Source organism: Micromonospora sp. CNB394 (genome assembly GCF_000374985.1).
Taxonomy (GTDB): domain Bacteria; phylum Actinomycetota; class Actinomycetes; order Mycobacteriales; family Micromonosporaceae; genus Micromonospora; species Micromonospora marina.
The window spans coordinates 219,072-233,158 of record NZ_KB895825.1 but is presented as its reverse complement, the minus strand read 5'-3'; the positions used below and the strand labels follow the sequence as shown (position 1 = coordinate 233,158).

General features: G+C 74.8%; 13 protein-coding genes and 1 pseudogene. 9 read left to right on the top strand and 5 right to left on the bottom strand.

All coding sequences use genetic code 11. The features are described from left to right. Window positions 1-44 precede the first annotated feature (44 nt). Window positions 45-1,298: a cytochrome P450 gene (locus C569_RS0100905; RefSeq protein ID WP_018783936.1), complete on the bottom strand. Its 1,254-nt coding sequence runs from the start codon at window positions 1,296-1,298 to the stop codon at window positions 45-47. After that, window positions 1,289-1,723: a hypothetical protein gene (locus C569_RS0100900; RefSeq protein ID WP_018783935.1), complete on the bottom strand. Its 435-nt coding sequence runs from the start codon at window positions 1,721-1,723 to the stop codon at window positions 1,289-1,291. The genes C569_RS0100905 and C569_RS0100900 overlap by 10 nt, the downstream gene beginning before the upstream one ends. A 253-nt stretch (window positions 1,724-1,976) precedes the next feature. Here C569_RS0100900 and C569_RS0100895 point away from each other — a divergent pair, with 253 nt between their 5' ends. The 5 genes and pseudogenes from C569_RS0100895 (at window position 1,977) to C569_RS0100880 (ending at window position 4,456) form a co-directional block, all read left to right on the top strand. Further along, the gene (locus tag C569_RS0100895; protein ID WP_196806669.1) at window positions 1,977-2,342 is read left to right on the top strand and encodes a hypothetical protein; all 366 of its coding nucleotides are present in this window, start codon (window positions 1,977-1,979) and stop codon (window positions 2,340-2,342) included. A gap of 226 nt (window positions 2,343-2,568) precedes the next feature. Beyond that, a complete protein-coding gene (locus C569_RS0100890; RefSeq protein ID WP_018783933.1) occupies window positions 2,569-2,865 on the top strand; it encodes a DUF1540 domain-containing protein in 297 nt (98 codons plus the stop codon). A gap of 151 nt (window positions 2,866-3,016) precedes the next feature. Beyond that, window positions 3,017-3,898, top strand: a complete 882-nt coding sequence (locus tag C569_RS0100885) for a hypothetical protein (RefSeq protein ID WP_018783932.1) — start codon at window positions 3,017-3,019, stop codon at window positions 3,896-3,898. Then, window positions 3,892-4,035: pseudogene (locus tag C569_RS33560) on the top strand (winged helix-turn-helix domain-containing protein); the annotation flags it as partial. The gene C569_RS0100885 and the pseudogene C569_RS33560, both read left to right, overlap by 7 nt. A 58-nt stretch (window positions 4,036-4,093) precedes the next feature. After that, on the top strand, window positions 4,094-4,456 hold the full coding sequence (locus C569_RS0100880) for a helix-turn-helix transcriptional regulator (protein WP_018783931.1): 363 nt from the start codon (window positions 4,094-4,096) through the stop codon (window positions 4,454-4,456). Window positions 4,457-4,517: 61 nt separating this feature from the next. On the opposite strand, the gene C569_RS0100875 is transcribed toward C569_RS0100880, so the two are convergent. Further along, on the bottom strand, window positions 4,518-5,825 hold the full coding sequence (locus tag C569_RS0100875) for an FAD-binding oxidoreductase (RefSeq protein WP_018783930.1): 1,308 nt from the start codon (window positions 5,823-5,825) through the stop codon (window positions 4,518-4,520). A gap of 46 nt (window positions 5,826-5,871) precedes the next feature. On the opposite strand from C569_RS0100875, the gene C569_RS0100870 reads away from it, so the two are divergent. The 3 genes from C569_RS0100870 to C569_RS33555 all read left to right on the top strand — a co-directional run bounded on the left by C569_RS0100870 (window position 5,872) and on the right by C569_RS33555 (window position 8,281). Continuing rightward, window positions 5,872-7,377: a PLP-dependent aminotransferase family protein gene (locus C569_RS0100870; protein ID WP_018783929.1), complete on the top strand. Its 1,506-nt coding sequence runs from the start codon at window positions 5,872-5,874 to the stop codon at window positions 7,375-7,377. After that, window positions 7,374-7,757 (top strand): hypothetical protein, encoded by a 384-nt coding sequence (locus C569_RS33975; protein WP_018783928.1) that lies wholly within the window; start codon window positions 7,374-7,376, stop codon window positions 7,755-7,757. Before C569_RS0100870 ends, C569_RS33975 begins: the two co-directional genes overlap by 4 nt. A 323-nt stretch (window positions 7,758-8,080) precedes the next feature. Continuing rightward, window positions 8,081-8,281: a hypothetical protein gene (locus C569_RS33555; protein WP_196806656.1), complete on the top strand. Its 201-nt coding sequence runs from the start codon at window positions 8,081-8,083 to the stop codon at window positions 8,279-8,281. Window positions 8,282-8,385: 104 nt separating this feature from the next. Here the strand turns inward: C569_RS33555 and C569_RS0100855 are convergent, their stop codons facing one another. Both C569_RS0100855 and C569_RS0100850 read right to left on the bottom strand, forming a co-directional pair. Beyond that, entirely contained in the window at window positions 8,386-10,194 is a 1,809-nt protein-coding gene (locus C569_RS0100855; RefSeq protein ID WP_018783926.1) for an ABC transporter ATP-binding protein, read from the bottom strand. Next, on the bottom strand, window positions 10,191-11,909 hold the full coding sequence (locus C569_RS0100850) for an ABC transporter ATP-binding protein (RefSeq protein WP_018783925.1): 1,719 nt from the start codon (window positions 11,907-11,909) through the stop codon (window positions 10,191-10,193). The genes C569_RS0100855 and C569_RS0100850 overlap by 4 nt, the downstream gene beginning before the upstream one ends. A gap of 167 nt (window positions 11,910-12,076) precedes the next feature. Between C569_RS0100850 and C569_RS0100845 the strand changes: the two genes are divergently transcribed. Continuing rightward, window positions 12,077-14,044: an acyl-CoA dehydrogenase gene (locus tag C569_RS0100845; protein WP_018783924.1), complete on the top strand. Its 1,968-nt coding sequence runs from the start codon at window positions 12,077-12,079 to the stop codon at window positions 14,042-14,044. Window positions 14,045-14,087: the final 43 nt, after the last annotated feature.

Here is a 14,087-nt window from a genome sequence, read left to right as displayed (position 1 = left end):
GGAACCTGTGAGGCGCGGAGCGGACACTCCGCGTAGCATCGACCTTACTCGATCGGGTTTGTTTGGCAAGACGCCCGGTCGGTCAGCCGTACCGGCAGCCGGTCGTACCCGCGCAGCATCAGCGCGCGGCGCGGCCCGGGTTCGACGGCCGGCGCCGGGAAGCGGTCCAGCAGGCGGGGCAGGACCAGCCGGCCCTCGGCGCGGGCCAGCGCCGCCCCGAAGCAGTAGTGCGGCCCGGCGCTGAACGCCAGATGCCGGTTGTCCGCGCGGGACGGGTCGAACCGGTCCGGGTCGGGGAAGCGGCGCGGATCCCGGTTCGCAGCACCGGTCAGCACCACCACCGTCCGGCCGGCCGCCACGGGCAGGCCGGCGACCTCGGTGTCCTCGGCGGCGTACCGGACCGCGAAGTGCACCGGCGGCTCGTACCGCAGGATCTCCTCGACGTACGAGGGTGCCAGCGACGGATCGGCGCGCAGCGCGTCCCGCGCGGCCGGCCGCTCCGTGAGCAGCACCAGCCCGTTGCCGAGCAGGTTCGCGGTGGTCCGGAACCCGGCGTTGTACATGATGATCAGGTTGGCCAGCAGCTCGTCGGCGCTCAGCCGGCCGGGTTCGGCAGCCAGGCCGCGCAGCAGCGCCGAGACGAAGTCGTCACGCGGCCGCGCCCGGCGCGCGGCGACCAGATCGGTGAAGTACGCGGTCAGCTCCGCCGCCGCGACGTTGGCGGCCCGGACCTCGCGCATGGACCGGCGGCCGATCTCCAGCACCGCGTCGAACGCGCGGACCCGGGACGGGAACCACTCCCGGTCCGCCTCCGGCACGCCCAGCAACTCGCCGATGACGTCGCTGGGCAACCGGAGCGCGAAGCGGGCCATGAAGTCGACCGGCCTCCCGTCCGCGCCGTCGGCGGCGAGCCCGGCGAGCAGGCGGTCGGCGATGCGCCCGATGGCCGGCTCCAGCGCGACGACCCGGCGCGGGGTGAGCGCCTGGGAGAACAGGTGCCGCGCCCGCAGGTGGTCGCCCTCGGCGGCGTTGAGCATCGACGACTGGAGGATCCGGATGACCTGGTGCTGGCGCCAGCGCACCCCGGCCCGGTCCAGGTAGTCGGCGCCGAGCACCCGGAAGACCGGGTCGCGCAGCACCCCGTTGACCGCGTCGTACCCGTGCACGACGAGCGCGTGCGGGTCGGCGGGCCGCAGCGCCACCGCCTCCCCCGCCTCGTGCAGCCGGGCGTAGAACGGGTACGGGTCGCGCCGCACCTCGTCACCGAGCAGCTCGTCGAGGGAGATGGTCATGCGCATGGCCCGTCCTCGCGTACGCCCGCGAGCATGTCGGCGGTGGTGTGCGCCCGGACGTGGGTCTCGGCGGCCTCGGCCAGGCCGTCGTAGACGGCCGTGTCCATCACCTCGGTCCGCGCCCGCACGGCGGCGGCGCCGTCGACGGTTGCGAGCCGCGACACCAGCGGCGTCCACCGGCGCAGGAACGCCTCGTAGTGGCCGCTGATCGCATCGACGTGCCCGGCGTCCACGAGGGCGCGCTGGCCGCGCGGCGCCCGGCGCTGCGTGCCGATCGCTGCGGACGGCAGCGCGGCGCGGGTACGCAGCGTGTCGTCGGTCAGGAGCGCCACCGCGACGCTCCGCGGCGAGGTGCCGGCCTGCCGCCGGGGCAGCCGCGGCGCCGGTCCCTCGTCCGGGTAGATCTCCTCGATGTCGAACGGGCTTGCCACACGCGCTCCGGGCTCGGCTCAGGGACGGTGCACCGACTGTAGACGAACGCCGCCGCAGTTCATCGGGAAACGTCGATGACACTTCGCTGCCCGGCCGGGATCTTGTGCGCCACACGGCGGAGCCGGGCCGGGCGAACCACGTCAGTGGGTGAGGCGCGACACCGCGGCGGCCCGGGTCGCCGGCGCGGGGCGATCGGCGGGCGGCGGCACCTTCCTGTTCACCGCCGACGGCCGGCGGGCCGAGGTAGACGCGGTGACCGGCGCGGGCTTCAGCGCGCTGCCGCTCGGCCTCACCGCCGTCGCCCTGTCCGCTCAGGGTGCCACGAGCGTGCCGGCAGGTGGGCGCCACCCGGCGGGCACCGCGGCGACGGAACCTGCGCCGCCCACCGCCGGATTCGCATTCCACAGCCGGACGTCGCCCCGGATCGCCGCCGGGCCGCCGATTTTCCGGCCGGCATTCCGGCGCGACCGAATCGCGTCGGCCGTTCCGGAACTCGCCGTCGTCGCCCGCTCACCCATTCGACCGGTCCCCGGCGGCACGATCGTGCGCGTATTCGCAGCTGAACACCGCTCCGGCGGGTCTCAACCAGGCGTCGACACTCGCCGGACCGGAGAGTGAAGAAAGACTTACCTAACCAAGGTTAGCCTTATCTTGGCCGTTAGGAATTCGGCGGGAAAGGGATACGTACGGCCGCGAAACCCGCATTCCCTTGTTAAAGTGAGGCAGATACTCAGTGGCGGCCGAGTGGTTTGAGGACCGGGCCGCCCGGCAAATACCAGATGGCATTCGAGCACCACCGAGGCCGGTCGCCACAGTCCGCCGGCCCGCATGACTTGGAGGCACCATGAAGACCCTGTTGCAGTCTCCGCCGGTACGTGAATGCGCCGCCACCGCGTGCAGCTTCAACGACAACGGCTGTCACGCTCCCGCCATCACCGTGGCGGCGTCCGCCGACGCGGCGTCCTGCGCGACGTTCGTCGAGTCGTCGCTCAGCGGCGGGATCGCGGAGGTCACCGGCGCGGTGGGTGCGTGTGCGCGGGCCGAGTGCGTGTTCAACAGCAACCTCGCCTGCACGGCCGAGTCGATCACGGTCGGTCCGGGCGCCACGGTCAGCGACTGCCTCACCTACCAGCCAGCCTGACGAACCGGACAAAACGCCCGTACGGGTCACGACGGTCACCGTCGTGACCCGTACCGTGTCTGCGGCACCCGACCCGCCGTTGCACAGGTAAGCCTTACCTACTACCGTCTGACCTCGGCCGACCTCACCCTTCCCGGCCGAGGAGACAGACATGGCGTTGCACCCCGCCGGGCGTCCGACCTCGACGGCAGGCGTCGCACCCGTCGCCGCAGGCCAGCCGGCAAGCGGTACGGGCACCTCCGCCACGCCCTGCGACGCCGTGGTCGCCCGGTGCGTACTGACCGCCGCAGCCTCGCTGCGGCTCACGCTCGGCGACACCACCGCCGACCTCCTCTCCGCCCACACCGTCCTCCCCGACGGCACGATCGTCCTCGCGGTCGACGCGATGAGCCGCCCCGGCGGCCTGCTGGTCGCCGCGCGCGGCCACAGCGGCGCGGTACGCCTCGACGTGACCGACCTCGCCCCGGTCGCCGTACGCTCCCGGGTGCGGTCCCGGCTGCGGATCCTCGGCACCGCCCGCCGGTTCGACCCGGCCGCCCTCGACGCCTGCGACCCGGCCACTGTGATGTCGCTGCTCGACCTGCCGCCGGTGGCGCTGTGGACGATCGAACCGGACGAGGTCGTCCTCGACCGGGCAACCGAGCCCGTCGCGGTGGACCTCGGCGCGTACCGCGCGGCCCGGCCGGACCCGATCGCCGTCGACGAGGCCGCCCACCTCGCGCACCTGACGCGCTGCCACCGCGACGTCCTCGACCGGCTCGGCGCGCTCGTCGACCCCGCCGGTTCGGCGCGCGTCGTCCCGGTCGCGCTCGACGCCGAGGGCGTGGTGCTGCGCGCGGAGCGGCCGGGCGACCACATCGACACCCGGCTGCCCTTCACCCGCCCGGTCACCGCCGGCTCCGGCCTGGCCGAGGCGCTGCGCACGCTGCTCGCCCAGGACGGCCGCGTCGATCTCGGAAGCCGGAGGTCGATCTCGGAAGCCGGAGGCGGTGGCTGCCTCATCAGTGACCTGCACGCTGATGAGACGACCTGACCGGACCGACGATCGCCCACCGTCCCAGGACGCTGCGCGAGGCGGGCCTGGTGGACGCCGAGCGGCGGGGCACCTGGGTCTACCACCGTGCGCGACCGCTTGACACCCGCCCTCATGGTCGCCCACCGCGCCACTGACGATGGTCCGGTCGTGGATGTACGGGCAGGTGGCGGCCTTTGGTGCAACGATGCAGGCGTGGGAACTGCGAAAACTGCCACCCCGGCCATCTCGCCGCTCGCCGGCGAGCCGATCAAGCGGGCCGACGCCGAACGGCTCGCGGGAGTCCTGAAGGCGTTCGCCGATCCGGCCCGGCTTCGCCTGCTCAGCCTGATCCAGTCAGCTCCGGAGGGCGAGGCGTCCGTCAGTGACCTCACCGCGCCGCTCGGGCTCTCCCAGCCGACCGTCAGCCATCACCTGCGGATCCTCACCGAAGCCGGCCTGATCGAGCGGGAGAAGCGGGGTGTGTGGGCGTACTACCGCCTGGTGCCGTCCGCGATCTCGGCGATCGCCGAGTCGTTGACACCGCCTCGTAAACGGCCGACGAAGAAGGTCCGCTGAGCAGGTCACTACCGGGCTGCCGCGTGCACCAGCCGACCTGCCGGAGTCGCGCCCCGGAGCCTCAGCCGGCCACCGGGAAGTTGGACCGGACGAGGCCGTCCGGGTCGTGGCGGCGCTTGACCGCCTGCAGCCGGGCCAGGACGGCGGGGGTGAACGCGTCGGCCACCGTCTCGTCCGGGTTGAGGAAGGTCACCGGCTTGCGCCCGCTGACCGGCAGGGCGGCGGCCAGGGCCCGCTGCCGCGCCGTGACCGCGGCCGGGTCGGTGGCGACACCGAACAGGTAGAGCGCGTACGGCTCGGTGAGCGGGCCGTGCGGACTGTCGGAGTCCCGGGCGAGGGCGCCGCCGAGGTGCCGGACCTGGACGCTGAGCAGCGGGGCGATCGGGTCGGCCAGCAGGGCCCCGGCCGCGTCGTCGTCGAGGCGGGTCAGCAGTTCACCGCGGGAGATGCCGGGGCTGGGGTCGGTGGGTTCGGCCGTGATGCCGCCGAGTTCGGTGACCGGCATGTTCCGCCTGCTGTCGGAGATCGGCTGGGTCAACCGGTCCAGCGGTGCGAGCAGGTCCCGCGCCGCGGCTCCGTCGCCGAGGTAGGTGACGTCGACGGCCACCATGGGATCGGCGCCGGGGAAGTGCAGCAGGTCCATCCAGACGGTCAGCTCCTCGGGCGCGGTGGCGGTGATCCGCCGGAACGCCCGCAGCACGTCCGGCGCGTGCGCCGCCGCCCACACCATGCGTCCGCCGTACAGGGCCGGCGCGGGGTACAGCGCGAGTTCGAGGGCGGTGACGATCGCGAAGTCACCACCGCCGCCGCGTAGCGCCCAGAACAGGTCGGGGTCGGTCTCGGCGGTGACGCGCCGGTGCCGCGCCTCGGCGTCCACGACGTCGAACGCGGTGACCGCGTCGGACACCCAGCCGTAGGCGCGGCCGAACCAGCTCAGTCCGCCGCCGAGCGCCACCCCGGTCACGCTGACCACGGGGGAGCTGCCGGGCAGCCCGGTGAGCCCGTACGGCGCGACGGCGGCCTGGAGCCGGCCGGACGGCACACCCGCTCCGACCCGTGCCCGCCGGGCGGCCGGGTCGATCTCCACGGTGTCCAGGCGGCCGGTCCGCAGCAGGATCGCGCTGTCGGCGCGGCCGGTGGCACCGTGCCCGTTGGGCTGCACGGCGATGCTCAGTCCGGCCGAGCGGGCGTACCGGACGAGCGCGGCGACGTCGTCCGCGTCGGCGGCCTCGACCACCGCCGCCGGTGACTGCGCGACGGCCAGGTTCCAGGCCCGGCCAGCCACCTCGAACCCTTCGTCGCCCGGCAGCAGGACCCGGCCCCGGACGGCGGATCGCAGCGGGTGCGGAGCTTTCATGATCGTGTCCATGAGCCCACACTAGGGGCGGGAAAGACCCGGACTAGGGTGCATTCGCATGACGCATTCGTGGGCCAATCCGGCGCGGCGGCTGGGCAACGACCTGCATCTGGAGCTGTCCGGCGCCGGCGGCCGCCGGTCCGCGCTCACCCGCGCGCTGCGCGACGCCGTCCGGGACGGGAGACTGGCGGCCGGCACCCTCCTGCCGCCGTACCGGTCCCTCGCCGCCGACCTCGGCCTGGCCCGTAACACCGTCGCCGCCGCGTACGCCGAACTGGTGGCCGAGGGATGGCTGGTCGCCCGCCAGGGGTCGGGTACGCGGGTGGCGCCGCGCGCCGAGCCCGCCCGGGTCGCCCGCGTCCCGAGGCAGACGCCCGCGCGTCCGGCCCCGGCCGTGCACCATCTGCGGCAGGGGCAGCCGGATGCCGCCTCCTTCCCGCGCGCCGCGTGGCTGGCGTCCGCGCGCCGCGCCCTGACCGCCGCGCCGAACGAAGCGTTCGGGCCGGGCGATCCGCGGGGCCGCCCGGAGCTGCGCCGGGCGCTGGCCGGGTACCTGGCGCGGGCGCGCGGCGTCCGCACCACCCCGGACCGGATCGTGGTGTGTTCCGGTGTCGCGCACGCGCTGCGCCTGCTCTTCGGCGGCCGTGTGCTGCGCGGCCCGCTGGCGGTGGAGTCCTACGGGCTCGCGTTCCACCGGGCGGTGCTGGCGGCGGCAGGTGTCCGTACCGTCCCGCTCACGCTCGACGCGGACGGCGCCCGCACCGAGGAGCTGGCCGACCTCGCCGGGGTACGGGCGGCGCTGCTCACGCCCGCGCACCAGTTCCCCACCGGCGGGCCGCTGCATCCCCGGCGGCGCCTCGCCGCGCTGGGGTGGGCGGAGGGCCGGGGCGGGCTGGTGCTGGAGGACGACTACGACGGCGAGTTCCGGTACGACCGGGATCCGGTCGGGGCCGTGCAGGGCCTGGCCCCGGAGCGCGTCGTCTACCTGGGCTCGGTCAGCAAGAGCCTCTCCCCCGCGCTGCGTCTGGGCTGGATGGTGCTGCCCGAACGGCTCGTCGGCCCGGTGCTGGACGCCAAGGGTGAACGGGAGGCGTGGACGGGCGTGACGGACCAGCTCACCCTCGCCGACTTCCTCGACTCCGGCCGGTACGACCGGCACGTACGCCAGATGCGGCAGCGGTACCGCGCCCGGCGCGACCGTCTCGTCGCCCTGCTCGCCGCCCGCGCCCCGCATGTCACGCCGACAGGCGTCGCCGCCGGGCTGCACGCCGTGCTGCGCCTGCCCGCGGGGACCGAGCACCAGGTGGTCGAGGCCGCCGCCGGACGGTCGATCGCGCTCGACGGGCTGGCCGTTTTCCGCCACCCGGACGCCACCATGCCCGCCCTCGACGGCCTCGTGGTCGGCTACGCGACGCCGCCCGAGCACGCGTACGCCGCCGCGCTGGAGGCGCTGTGCCGGATCCTTCCCTCGGGCCCGCTCCCCCGCCGGTGCGGCGGCCCGGCTCTTGAGGACCGCGGCTCGACCCGGTCGAATCGGCGGGGCCGACGGGAGAATCAGCCATGACCGATACCGACGCGCGGTTGTCCGCGACGCCGCGTGCGACCCTGCGCCGGATGAAGGAGAAGGGGCACCGCGACCGCGCCGCCCTGTTCGACGTGCTCCGGGCCGCCTTCGTCTGCCATCTCGGCGTGCTCGTCAACGGCGGTCCGATGGTGGGTGTCCACCGACCGGTCCTTGACACCGCGCCACCGAGGACGTTGCGACGGGCCACCTCCACGCCGATCAGGTCGCTCTCCCGCAGCGCGGCCTCCCGGTCGGCCAGATCCAGGACCGCGCCTGCGCCGCCGCCGATGTCCACGATGCGCCCGGGCTGCACGTACCGGCGCACCGAGTCCCACTTGCGGTGCGCGGCGGAGGCGAACGCCTCCACGTACGTCCGGTAGTCGCGGGTGACGGTGAGCCCGCCCTCGTCGCCGACGAGCGGGGCGTTCACCACCGACCGGATCGCCTCGACCAGGCGGTAGCGCTCGAACACGTCGATCGTCGCCGGGTGGGTGAGCGTCCGCCAGGTCTCGTCGCCGGCGGCCAGGCGCAGCAGCACGTCCCACGGCCGTTCCGGCGTTTCGCGCAGGTCCGGGTCGGCCTCGACCTGCGCGATCGCGAAGCCGAGCCGCTCGTACAGCTTCGCGACCTCCGGCGTGGAGCAGGCCACCACCGTGTCGGCGGGCGTGGTTCGAGCCCGGTGGCCACCGCGATGCTCTTGAGCGTGACCTCAGCGAACGCGTCGGTGTACGCGGTGTCGAAGATCGGCACGGCCAGCGAGCGCAACCCGGTCAGCACGCTGAACCGCTCGATGGCGGCCTCCCGCCTGTGGTACGCGACCGGGTTGCGCCTGGTGTTCTCGTGGTTGGCCGACGTCACCGCCCAGACCACAGTGGCCTCGTCGCCGGCGAGCCGGCTCAGGTAGTCGGCTTGGAACCGGGTCAGCAGGTGGTGCCGCCCCGGGAGGCACGAAGCGGGTCGGCAGGTCGGTCACGGGGTGCCTCGCCTGGGCGGCGGGGCGGTCGGTGGTCATACCGGGACGCGCCAGGATCGCCACAGACGGCCGTACCGGCCGTCGGCGGCCAGCAGCTCCTCGTGCGTGCCCTGCTCCACGATCCGGCCGTGGTCGAGCACGACGATCCGGTCCGCGCCGACCGCCTGGCTGAGCCGGTGCGCCACGATCAGCGTGGTCCGCCCCTGCGTGGCCGCGAGGGCCGCCCGGTCCAGGTCACGGGCCCCGGCGCTGCCCGCCTCGGCGGTCGCCTCGTCCAGCACGGCGACAGCGGGCGCGGTGAGCACCAGCCGGGCCAGTGCGACCTGCTGGGCCTGCGCGGCGGTGAGCCGGTGGCCGCCCTCGCCGACCGGCGTCGCCAGCCCGCCGGGCAGGGCCCGCAGCCAGGTGGTGGCGCCGACCCGGGCCAGCGCGTCGAGCAGCTCGGCGTCGGTCGCGTCCGGGGCGGCCAGGCGCAGGTCCTCGGCGAGCGGCCCGGCGAAGACGTGCACCTCCTGGCTGACCAGCGCCACGTCGTGCCGGGCGGTGGCCTCGCCCGTTCCGGCAAGCGGCACGCCGTCGAGGCGTACCGATCCGTCGGTGGGCGCGATGATCCCGGCGGCGATGCCGGCGAGCGTGCTCTTGCCGGCGCCGCTGGCGCCGACGAGCGCGACCCGCTCCCCCGCCGCCAGGCGCAGCTCGACGTCGGCGAGCACCAGCGGCCCGTCGTCGTAGTGGTGCCGGCGCACCGTGACGTCCAGCGCGGCCGGGCCGCGCGGGCCGGCCGCCGTGGTGGCCGGGCCGGACCCATTGGCCGGGCCGGACGCGGCGGGCGGCGCGCTGTCGGGCAGGTTCGCCACGCCGACCAGCCGGGCGAGGCTCGCGCCGGCCTGCAGCACCGAGTCGGACTCCAGCAGCAGCAGGCCGATCGGGTTGAACAGGCGGTGGAAGTAAAGCGCGGCGGTGGTGGCCGCGCCGACCGTCACCAGGTCGTCGCGGACCAGCAGGAACCCGGCCACGAGCACCGCGGCCAGGCCGAGGAACTCCGACCTGTTGATCCGCAGGCCGAAGCGGGTGTGCAGGTTGAAGATCTCCAGCGACAGGTCGCGCGCCACGCCGGAACGCTCGGCGATCGCCGCCACGTGGGCGTCCTCGGTCCGGTACGCGCGCACCGTCGCCGCGCCACGCAGCGCACCGGCCATCGCCTGCGTCCGCTCGCCGGTGGCGACTCGCTCGCGCGCGTAGTACGGCGCCGAGCGGCGCAGGTACCACCGCAGCGCCAGCGCGTACGCGGGCGCCGCGACCAGCCCGGCGAGGCCGAGCCGCCAGTCCAGCGCGACCAGCCCGAACACGGTGAGCACGACGGACAGCAGCGCGCCGACGAACGCGGGGCCGCTCACCGCGATCACGTTCGTCACCACGGCCACGTCGTCGCCGACACGGGCCAGCAGGTCTCCGGTGCCGGCCCGCTCCAGCGTCGCGGACGGCAGGTGCAGTGCCCGGTCGAGGACGCGTTCGCGCAGCCGGGCCAGCACCGTCTCGCCGAGACGGGAGGCGAGCGCCGCGCCGAGCGCCGTGAGCAGCCCGGTGAGCACGGCGGCGGCGGCGATCACCGCCACCCGGCCGGCGATCCGGGAGACCGGGGCGGCGGCGATGACGTCGTCGACCAGCCGGCCGAGCACCCAGGGCGCGACCAGGCCACCGGTGGCGGCCGCGACCAGCACCGTCGCGGCGGCGGCGCTGAGGCCGGGCCGGTCGCGGAACCGGGCGCCGAGCGTGGCCCAGGTCTGCCGGGCGGACGCGACCGGAAGCAACGTCCGGCCGGGGGTACGCGGTTCGGCGGTCACCGCAGCGTCTCCTCGCGGTAGCGGGCGTCGGCGGCCAGCAGGTGCTCGTGCGGTCCCTCGGCGGCCACCCGGCCGCCGGCGATCACCACCACCCGGTCGGCGATCCGCAGCAGGGCCGGGCTGCTGGTGATCAGCAGCGTGCCCCGGGGCGCCACCCGGCGTGCTTCGGCCAGCCCGTCGGCGAGCTGCGCCTCGGTGGCCGCGTCGACGGCGGTGGCGGGATCGTGCAGCACCAGCACGGGCGGGTCGGCGTGCAGCGCCCGGGCCAGCCCGAGCCGCTGACGCTGTCCACCGGAGAGGTTCGCGCCCCGCTCGACGAGCCGGTGGTCGAGGCCGCCGGGGTGCGCGTCCACCACGTCCTGGGCGGCGGCGGCCCGGACGGCGGCGTGCAGCCGCGCCCGGTCGGCCGGGGCGCCGGCGGCGACGTTGGCCGCCACCGTGCCCTCGAACAGCGTCACGTCGTGCGGCTCGACGAGCACGGTGCCGCGCAGCGCGTCGACGTGCAGGTCGTCGGCGGGTACGCCGTCGACGCGTACGGCGCCCCGGCGCGCGTCCGGCGGCACCCGCCCGGACAGCAGCGCCACCAGCGCCTCGGCGTCGGCCGGGTCGTACGCGAGCACGCCGACCACCTCACCGGGGCCGACGCGCAGGTTCACCCCGTCCAGTCCGGCGTGCCCCACGTCGTCGAGTGCCAGCCGTGGCCCGTCCGGGTGGGCCGGCAGCGGCACGTCGCCGGGCCGGGTCAGCGGCTCGGCGCCGAGCACGCGCGCCACCCGGGCGGCGGAGGCGCGGGCCATCGCGAACAGCTGCACGCACCAGCCCATCGTCTGCACCGGCTCGGCGACGAACTGCGCGAGTCCGACCACTGTCACCAGCTCGCCGATGGTGAGCCGGCCGCGCAGGGCGAGCCAGCCGGCCACCCCGGCGACCGCCGCGAGGAACAGGCCGTTGGCGGCGGTGGTGAGCCCGAGGTGCAGGCCCTTGGTGTCGGCGGCGCGCAGCGTGACCGCGAGCGCGTTACGACTGGCGGCGGCGTACCGGCCGGCGGCGTGGTGCTGGGCGCCGATGCCGCGCAGCACGCGCAGGCCGGAGACGAGGTCCACGGCGAGCGCCGTGGTCTCCGCGAGGGCCTCCTGCTGGGACGTGCTGCGCCGGGACAGCAGCGGCGCCATCCGTTGCAGCACGAGCACCAGCACCGGTACGCCGACGAGCACGCCGAGCCCGAGGGGGACGTCGATGACCAGCAGCGCGGTCGCCGCCACGGTCAGCGCGGTCACCGCGGCGACACCGAACCCGGCGACCCGCACGACGAGCGCGGAGAGTTCGGCGTCGGAGGCGGCGACCGAGAGCAGTTCGCCGTCGCGCAGGCCGGAGCGGTGCCCGCGCGGGTCGAGCGCGCGCTCGGCGATCTCGACCCGCAGCAGGTGCGCCTCCCGCTCCACCGCCGCGTACGCCTGGCGGGCGCCGTTGCGGTAGGCGAACGCGAGCACGGCGAACAGGGCGGCGAGGCCGGCGACCGAGTACGCCAGCGCCCACGGGTCGCCGGTGACCACGGCGCGGTCGATGATGACGCCGATCGCCACCGGCACGAGCGCCTCGGCGACCTGGTGCAGGCCGAGCAGCGTCACGCCGACCAGCACCGGCCGTCGCTGGCGGCGCAACGCCTGACGCAGCACGTACCGCGCCGTGACGGCGCCGCCGGGGTGCGGGGACACGAGGGGATGCCTCCAGTGCTCGAAGTGAGGACAGCCTAACCTCAGCCTCGGTGGCCGGGTCGGGTGGCACGGCTCACCACGGCCTCCGCCAGCGGAGCCCGGTGACCGCCGGTAATGTTGATCAGGCCGAGAGTGCACCCATATGTCCGCTGCCCCGAGGAGCGACCATGCTCGATCACGCGTCCGGCCGCATCGACATCGCCCGCCTTCAGGAGACGCTCGACGGGCCGTGGGCCGAGGTCCGCCAGGCTCACCGCAAACACCTCGACGAACGGTTCCTCCCGGTCTACGGCGAGACCGGCGACCAGGCGCGCGAGCGGATCACCCGGCTGCTCGGCGAGCTCCCGGTCGAGCTGGGCATCGCCGCGGGCTTCCCCGCCGAGTACGGGGGCCGGTCGGACGTGGGCGCCTCGATCGTCGCCACCGAGATGCTGGCGCAGGTCGACCTCTCACTCATGGTGAAGGCCGGCGTGCAGTGGGGCCTGTTCGGCGGCGCGGTCGCGGCGCTCGGCACGAAGCGGCACCACGACGCCTACCTACGGGACATCGTCTCCGGCCGGATGTTCGGCTGCTTCGCGATGACCGAGACCGGTCACGGCTCGGACGTGCAGCAGCTACGCACCACCTGCGAGTACGACCCGCAGACGCAGACCTTCGACCTGCACACGCCGCACGAGGCGGCGCGCAAGGACTACATCGGCAACGCGGCCCGGGACGGGCGGATGGCTGTGGTCTTCGCCCAGCTGATCAGCGGTGGGCGCCGCCACGGGGTGCACGCGTGGCTGGTGCCGATCCGCGACGAGCACGGCAACCCGATGCCCGGCGTGACCATCGGCGACGCCGGGCCCAAGGCCGGCCTGCTCGGCGTGGACAACGGCCGGCTCAGCTTCGACCACGTACGCGTACCGCGGGACATGCTGCTGGACCGGTACGCGCAGGTGGCCGAGGACGGGACGTACTCCAGCCCGATCGAGAACGACTCCCGCCGCTTCTTCACCATGCTCGGCACGCTGGTGCGCGGCCGGGTCAGCGTGGGTGGCGCCGCGTCGGCGGCCACCAAGGCGGCCCTGGCCATCGCGGTGCGGTACGGCGACATCCGCCGCCAGTTCAGTGACGCCGAGGGCGACCGTGAGGTGCTGCTCAACGACTACCTGGCCCACCAGCGCAAGCTGCTGCCCGCGCTGGCCACCACGTACGCGCTGCACTTCGCCCAGACCGAGCTGGTCGCCGCGCTCGACGAGATCCAGGGCGGCGACGGGCCGGTCGACGAGCACCGGCAGCGGGAGCTGGAGTCCCGGGCCGCCGGGCTCAAGGCGGCGCAGACCTGGCACGCCACGCGCACCATCCAGACGTGCCGGGAGGCGTGCGGCGGCGCCGGTTACCTGTCGGAGAACCGGCTGCCCAGCCTCAAGGCCGACACCGACGTGTTCACCACGTTCGAGGGCGACAACACGGTCCTGCTCCAGCTCGTCGCCAAGGGGCTGCTGACCGGCTACCGGGACGAGTTCGGCTCGCTGGACGGCTGGGGGCGCGCCTCGTTCGTCGCCGAGCAGGTACGCGAGATGGTGCTGGAACGCACCGCCGCCCGGGCGCTCATCGCCCGGCTGGTCGGCGCCGTGCCCGGCCGGGACGACGAGGTCGCCGTCACCGACCGGGGCTGGCAGCTCAAGGTGTTCGAGGACCGGGAGGAGCACCTGCTCGACAGCGCGGTCCGCCGCCTGCGCGGTGGCGCGTCCAGCAAGAAGGACCGTCCGTTCGACATCTTCAACGACGTCCAGGACCACGTCCTCGCCGTCGCCGCCGCGCACGTCGACCGCGTCACGCTGGAGGCGTTCGTCGCCGGTATCGACGCCACCGCCGACCCGGCGGTCAAGGAGCTGCTGTCGCGGGTCTGCGACCTGTACGCGCTGAGCGTCATCGAGGCGAACAAGGGCTGGCTGCTGGAGCACGGCCGGCTCACCCCGGCCCGATCGAAGGCGATCACCGGCGTGGTGAACGGGCTGCTCAAGGAGCTGCGGCCGTACATGCGCACGCTCGTGGACGGTTTCGCCATCCCGGATGCGTGGCTGCACGCCGCGATCCTGCGCGAGGAGCCGGGACGGCAGGAGGAGATGGCCGCCCACGACGCGGCATGACCGCACACGAGCCCGGCGTCAAGTCCGATCGCTCTCCCCCGCC

Excerpts from the sequence above, each read along its gene's own strand:
- C569_RS0100905 (WP_018783936.1), bottom strand. The coding sequence starts at position 1,298 with ATGCGCATGACCATCTCCCTCGACGAGCTGCTCGGTGACGAGGTGCGG.
- C569_RS0100890 (WP_018783933.1), top strand. The coding sequence starts at position 2,569 with ATGAAGACCCTGTTGCAGTCTCCGCCGGTACGTGAATGCGCCGCCACC.
- C569_RS0100885 (WP_018783932.1), top strand. The coding sequence starts at position 3,017 with ATGGCGTTGCACCCCGCCGGGCGTCCGACCTCGACGGCAGGCGTCGCA.
- C569_RS0100875 (WP_018783930.1), bottom strand. The coding sequence starts at position 5,825 with ATGGACACGATCATGAAAGCTCCGCACCCGCTGCGATCCGCCGTCCGG.
- C569_RS0100870 (WP_018783929.1), top strand. The coding sequence starts at position 5,872 with ATGACGCATTCGTGGGCCAATCCGGCGCGGCGGCTGGGCAACGACCTG.
- C569_RS33975 (WP_018783928.1), top strand. The coding sequence starts at position 7,374 with ATGACCGATACCGACGCGCGGTTGTCCGCGACGCCGCGTGCGACCCTG.
- C569_RS0100845 (WP_018783924.1), top strand. The coding sequence starts at position 12,077 with ATGCTCGATCACGCGTCCGGCCGCATCGACATCGCCCGCCTTCAGGAG.